Raw genomic sequence first — 6,310 nt, forward strand, 5'->3', positions numbered from 1 at the left:
CGTCGAACGAGCGGGTGAACGCCGCCCAGTGCTCCAGGTCGAAGGCCCGGCGGACGCGCTCGGCCAGGGCCGCGCGCCGGGCCCCGGACGAGTCCGCGAGCCGTTCGTTCCAGGCTTCCAGGTGGTGGATCGCCGGGGGCATCAGCCACGGCAGGGACGAGCCGACCACCAGGTGGTCGTAGTCGCCGTGGGCCTGGTCGACGAACCAGCCCCACTCGGCCGCCGGCAGCATCTCCCGCCGGCCCGGGGTGAGCACCCGGTTGCAGCGGTTGTCCAGCATGATCAGCCGGGTCCGGCCCACGTCCAGGGCGAAACTCCACTGGTACGGCCGGTCGGTGTTCTCCGCCGAGGACGGCTTGTCGACCGAGACGCCGAAGTCGTGCAGCAGCGACGTCGCGTCCTCGACCGCGGTGATCTTGGCCAGCAGCGGGTCGGCGCGCAGCTCGTCCGGGCTCATGTTGCCCAGGTGCTGGTAGACCCAGTACGAGGCCAGCCCGCCGGCGATCCGCTCGGACCACCACTGCTGCGACGACATGTCCGCCCGCCAGGACGCCGAGGTGTTCCAGTCGTCGATGATCTCGTGGTCGTCGAAGATCATCACGCACGGCACGGTGGCCAGCAGCCAGCGCACCTCCGGGTCACGCCAGGACTCGAGGTAGAGCTTCGTGTACTCGTCGAAGGAGACCACTTCGTCGGCCGGGCCGTGGTGGCCGGCCGAGCGGCGCCGGCGCAGGAAACGGCGCACCTTGGCCGAGGTCTTGTCGGCGTAGACCTGGTCGCCGAGCAGCACGATCAGGTCGGCGCGCAGCTCCGGCGAGCGCGGATCGGTCATCAACCGCCGGGCGTACGCGTCCAGCGCGTCCGGCGGCAGCTTGCGCCCGGTGGCGTGCGGGGTGGCCTCGCGGCAGGAGCCGAAGATCATGCTGACCGGCTGACCCGCGTCCTCGGCCTCGCGGGTGACGATCACACTCGGCGGGTACGGCGACTCCGGCTGCGGCCACACCTGCCGGTCGTCCAGCCACACCTGGTATTCGCCGGCGGTGCCCGGGACCAGCCCTTCCACGATCACGATCGCGTAGTGGTGGCCGTAACAGGAGAAGGTCGGCGCGGTGCCGGCGCCGCCGGTCGCGACCTCGACGCGCACCTCGGCCGGGGCGGTGGTCTCGACCCAGATCGTCGCCCGGTCGCCCACCACGCGGCGCAGCACGGGCCCGATCAGCAGATGGGCGGTCAACGGTTCACCGGGTGGCGCGACATGCTGCCATCCTCCCCGAGTGGTCCCGGCTTCCGCCAGCGTGCGTTCGGACAGCGGGAGGTCACAGGGCGTGGCGGGGGACACGGACGGGTGGCGCCACGGGCCCCGGGGACATCTGTCAGGATTTCGGAATGGAATACGTGGTCGCCTCCCTCATCCTGCTGGCGGTGCTGGTGGTCGGGGCCATCGGTCTGGTCGTGCCCCGGCGCCGCAGGCGCGAGTTGCCGCCGACCGGTGGCCCCGCCACCACCACGCTCGAGCGCCCGCCGACAGCGCCGGTGGAGGAGCCGACGCTCCCGCCGCTGCCGGACGAGCTGCCGCCGCTGGTGCAGGCACCGACGATCGAGAAGCCGGAGCCGACCGCCGGCCGCCTGGTGCGGCTGCGGGCCCGGCTCAGCCGGTCGCAGAACGTCTTCGGCAAGGGCCTGCTCAGCGTGCTCTCCCGCGATCATCTCGACGAGGACGCCTGGGAGGAGATCGAGGACAGCCTGATCTCCGCCGACGTCGGAGTCGAGGCCACCCAGGCGCTGGTCGAGCGGCTGCGGGAGCGGGTCCGGGTGCTGGGTACCCGGACCGTCGCCGAGGTACGCGAGCAGCTCGCCGAGGAGCTCACCGCCGCCCTGGAGCCGGGCATGGACCGCAGCCTGCGCACCGCCCCGCACGATGGCCGGCCGGCGGTCGTGCTGGTCGTCGGGGTCAACGGCGCCGGCAAGACCACCACCTGCGGCAAGGTGGCCCGGGTGCTGATCGCCGACGGCCGTACGGTGCTGCTCGGCGCGGCCGACACCTTCCGGGCCGCGGCCGCCGAGCAGCTCGCCACCTGGGGTGAGCGGGTCGGCGCCGAGACCGTCCGCGGTCCCGAGGGCGGCGACCCGGCCAGCGTGGCGTTCGACGCGGTCAAGCGCGGCATCGACACCGGCATCGACACCGTGCTGATCGACACCGCCGGCCGCCTGCAGAACAAGGTCGGCCTGATGGACGAGCTGGGCAAGGTCAAGCGGGTCGTGGAGAAGCACGGACCGGTCGACGAGACGCTGCTCATCCTGGACGCCACCACCGGTCAGAACGGTCTCGAGCAGGCCCGGGTGTTCACCGACGTGGTGGACGTCACGGGCGTGGTGCTCACCAAGCTGGACGGCACGGCCAAGGGCGGCATCGTCATCGCCGTGCAGAACAAGCTGGGAATTCCCGTCAAGCTGGTCGGTCTGGGCGAGGGCCCGGACGATCTGGCGCCGTTCGAGCCCGCTGCCTTCGTCGAGGCCCTGCTTGGCACCGACGCGTAGTCTCGGGGGCGGCAGGCCCGTACCGCGGGGCACTTCTAGGGGAGGTCGTGGGTGACGCAGGAACGCGACCTTCGCGAGATCCCGCTCCACGGCGGCAACGTCAGCACGGTGTCGAAGGTGGGCGACACGGTCCGCCGCAATGCCGGACCGTGGACCCCGGCTGTGCACTCGCTGCTCAACCACCTGCAGCGGGTGGGCTTCACCGGCTCGCCGCACGCCCTGGGGATGGACGACCGCGGCCGTGAGGTCCTGTCGTATCTCGACGGCGAGTGCGGCGAGTATCCGCTGGCCCCGCACTGGACGACCGAGGAAGCGCTGGTCACGGTGGCCACGATGCTGCGCATGTTCCACGACGCGCAGTACGGCTTCCAGCCCCCGCCCGGGGCGGTCTGGCGCTCGTTCGGCCCGCCGCCGCCGGACACCGAGGTGATCTGCCACCACGACGCCGCCCCGCACAACGTGGTCTGGCGCCCGGACGGCACGCTGGCCCTGATCGACTTCGATCTGGCCTCGCCCGGCGCCCGGATCTACGACGTGGCCTACGCGGCCTGGACCTGGGTGCCGCTGTTCAGCGACCGGGACTCCTACACGCTGGGCTGGAAGAGGCCGAACAGGCCGCGCCGGCTGCGGTTGTTCGCGGACGCGTACGGGTTGATCCCGCGCGACCGGCACCGGCTGGTCCGCACCATCCGCAAGCGGATCGTGGACCACGTGGAGGGCATCCGCCGGATGGCCGCCGCCGGTGATCCGGCGTTCGTCCGGATCGTGCACAAGGGCCACCTGCGCCGCCCGATGCGTGACCTCCGGCTGCTCGATTACGAGCGGCACACCCTCGAGTACGCGTTGCGGTAACCCACGGTTGGGTCTATTGCCCCAGTTCAGGGGCTTTCCTCCGGTGCCCTGTGAGAGTTTCTTCACACGTCGGAAACAACCCGTCACGCGTCGGAAATCGCGCGTAGACCGTGCGCGAAACAGCGGAGCGAAAGGCTTCCGCCCGAACCGGCCAGATGGGCGACGCTGCTCTCTGGGCCGTGTGGGAGGACACCTTTATCCGAGAGGAGGCAGCGTGGAGATCAACACCGGCAATACCGCCTGGTTGCTCCTGTCGTCTGCGCTCGTTCTGCTTATGACTCCGGGCCTGGCGCTGTTCTACGGTGGCCTCAACCGGTCCAAGGGCGCCCTGAACATGATGATGATGAGCTTCTCGAGCATCGGGCTCATTTCCGTCCTGTGGGTGCTTTACGGCTTCACCCTCGCTTTCGGCACCAACGACAGTTCCGGCACCAACCACGTCATCGGCAGCTTCAGCCAGTACTTCGGCACCGGCACCAGCTGGATCGGCGAGGAGTGGATGGTCGCGGGGGCCGGCACCGGCATCCCGACCTACGCCTTCATGGTCTTCCAGATGATGTTCGCCATCATCACCGTCGCCCTGATCAGCGGCGCGGTCTCGGACCGCCTCAAGTTCGGCGGCTGGGTGCTGTTCGCCCTCGGCTGGTTCACCCTGGTCTACGTCCCGGTCGCGCACTGGGTCTGGGGCGGCGGCTGGATCGGCGTCAACCTCGGCGCCCTCGACTTCGCCGGTGGCACCGCGGTGCACATCAACGCCGGCGCCGCGGCGCTCGGCCTGATCCTGGTCCTCGGCAAGCGCGTCGGCTGGCCCCGCGAGGTCATGAAGCCGCACAACGTGCCGTTCGTCGCGCTCGGCGCCGGCCTGCTCTGGTTCGGCTGGTTCGGCTTCAACGCCGGCTCGGAGCTGACCGTCGACAGCGTCACCGCGGTCGCCTTCGTCAACACCCAGGTCGCCACGGCGGCCGCCCTGCTCGGCTGGATCGTCGTGGAGTGGCTCCGCGACGGTAAGCCGACGCTGGTCGGTGCCTCCTCCGGCGCGGTGGCCGGCCTGGTCGCCATCACCCCGGCCTGTGGCTTCATCGCCCCGCTGCCCGCGGCTGTGCTCGGCATCATCGCCGGTGCCGTCTGCGCCCTGGCGGTCGGCCTGAAGTACAAGCTCGGCTACGACGACTCGCTCGACGTGGTCGGCGTGCACTTCGTCGGCGGCTGGATCGGTTCTCTGGGCATCGGCTTCTTCGCCACCAGCCAGGTCAACGCCGTGGCTGCCCGCGAGAGCCTGTTCTACGGCGGCGGCGTCGACCAGCTGTGGCGCCAGTTCGTCGGCAGCCTCGCCGTCACGGTCTACTCGCTCGTGATCGCAGTCGTGATCGCCCTGATCCTCAAGGCCGTCAAGCTGCTCCGGGTCGACAGCGACACCGAGGTGTCCGGTATCGACGTCGGCGAGCACGCGGAGAGCGCGTACGACTTCTCGCCCACCACGGGCTCGGGCGGCGCCTTCGCGATGGCCGGGATCACGCCGGCGGCGGGTAACACTGACGGGAAGCCTTCCGTCAGCGAAAAGGTTGCCGGTTAATTTCACCCCATGGCTGCGATGGAGGGACTGAGCATGAAGCTGGTGACCGCGGTCATCAAGCCGTACCAGCTCGACGCGGTGAAGGAGGCTCTGCACGCGCTCGGCGTGGCGGGTCTGACCGTGAGCGAGGTACAGGGGTACGGACGGCAGAAGGGCCACACCGAGGTGTACCGGGGTGCCGAGTACACGGTGGAGTTCCTGCCCAAGATCAAGGTTGAGGTGCTGACCGACGAGATCGACGTCGAGAAGGTCGTCGACGCGGTGGTCACCTCGGCCCGGACCGGCAAGATCGGTGACGGCAAGGTCTGGGTGACGTCCGTCGAGGACGTCGTCCGGGTCCGCACCGGCGAGCGCGGCCTCGACGCGCTCTGATCATCGACAACTACATGTCTTACGTGGTCAGCGAGCCGTCGGCGCCACCTCAGGTGCCGTCCGGCGGCTCGCTGGACACCCTTCGTGAACACATCGGCGCTGCCGCCCGGGCCGACCGGGCCGCGGCGCTCGATGCGTGGCTGACCTCGATGTTCCCCGCCCATCTGACCGGCGTCAGCCTGGTCGCCGTGGGTGGCCTGGGCCGCCGGGACTGCGCCCCCTACAGCGACCTCGACCTGGTGCTGCTGCACAACGGGACGGCCGGCATCGACCGGATCGCCTCGGCCCTCTGGTATCCGATCTGGGACGCGCGGCTGGGCCTGGACCACTCCGTGCGCACTCTGCCCGAGGCGCTCTCCGTCGCCCACGACGACGTCAAAGTCTCGCTCGGCCTGCTGGACGCCCGGCACGTCGCCGGTGACGCCGCCCTGTCCGCCGAGCTGATCGCCGCCACCTCGGACCAGTGGCGGCGCACCGCCGTACGGCTGCTGCCCCAGCTCAAAGAGCTCACCGCCGGCCGCTGGGCGACCCACGGTGAGCTGGCCTTCCTGCTCGAAGGTGACCTCAAGGAAGCCGCCGGCGGCCTGCGTGACCTGACCATCCTGCGGGGCATCGGCCGGGCCGGTGTCGCCGACACCATGCGGCCCGCCGTCCGCGCCGCCAACCTGCGGCTGCTCGACACCCGCGACGCCCTGCACCTCGCCGTCGGCCGCCGGGTGGACCGGCTGGTCGCCCAGGAACGGGCCGCGGTCGCCGAACTGCTCGAGGTCGACGACGGGGACGCCCTGCTGCGCCGGGTGGCCGGCGACGCCCGGACCATCGCGCACGCCCTGGACGACGCCTGGCGCGCCGCCGACCGGCTGCGCAACGGCCGCCGCCGGGGAGCCCCGGCCGGTGCGACCGCACGCCGCCCGGTGGCCCGGGACGTGGTGGAGCAGGACGGCGAGCTCGTCCTCGCCCGTACGGCGATCGGCC

The 6,310-nt window shown here is 70.9% G+C and carries 5 protein-coding genes and 1 pseudogene; 5 read left to right on the forward strand and 1 reads right to left on the reverse strand.

The window, feature by feature from the left end:
- Positions 1–1,234, reverse strand: a 1,234-nt coding sequence (locus AB0C29_RS28465; RefSeq protein ID WP_360826234.1) for an alkaline phosphatase D family protein, incomplete at its 3' end; no start/stop codon positions are given.
- Between the two features lie 152 nt (positions 1,235–1,386).
- Between AB0C29_RS28465 and ftsY the strand changes: the two genes are divergently transcribed.
- The 5 genes and pseudogenes from ftsY to AB0C29_RS28490 all read left to right on the forward strand — a co-directional run.
- A complete protein-coding gene (gene ftsY, locus AB0C29_RS28470) occupies positions 1,387–2,538 on the forward strand; it encodes a signal recognition particle-docking protein FtsY (RefSeq protein WP_360826237.1) in 1,152 nt (383 codons plus the stop codon).
- Positions 2,539–2,589: 51 nt separating this feature from the next.
- Entirely contained in the window at positions 2,590–3,390 is an 801-nt protein-coding gene (locus AB0C29_RS28475) for an aminoglycoside phosphotransferase family protein (protein ID WP_212992098.1), read from the forward strand.
- Positions 3,391–3,604: 214 nt separating this feature from the next.
- A complete protein-coding gene (locus tag AB0C29_RS28480) occupies positions 3,605–4,963 on the forward strand; it encodes an ammonium transporter (protein ID WP_360826240.1) in 1,359 nt (452 codons plus the stop codon).
- A 33-nt stretch (positions 4,964–4,996) separates the two neighbouring features.
- On the forward strand, positions 4,997–5,335 hold the full coding sequence (locus AB0C29_RS28485; RefSeq protein WP_199752384.1) for a P-II family nitrogen regulator: 339 nt from the start codon (positions 4,997–4,999) through the stop codon (positions 5,333–5,335).
- Positions 5,336–5,349: 14 nt separating this feature from the next.
- Positions 5,350–6,310 (forward strand): annotated as a pseudogene (locus tag AB0C29_RS28490) ([protein-PII] uridylyltransferase); the annotation flags it as partial.

This window comes from Actinoplanes sp. NPDC048791, from assembly GCF_040650095.1.
Classification (GTDB): domain Bacteria; phylum Actinomycetota; class Actinomycetes; order Mycobacteriales; family Micromonosporaceae; genus Actinoplanes.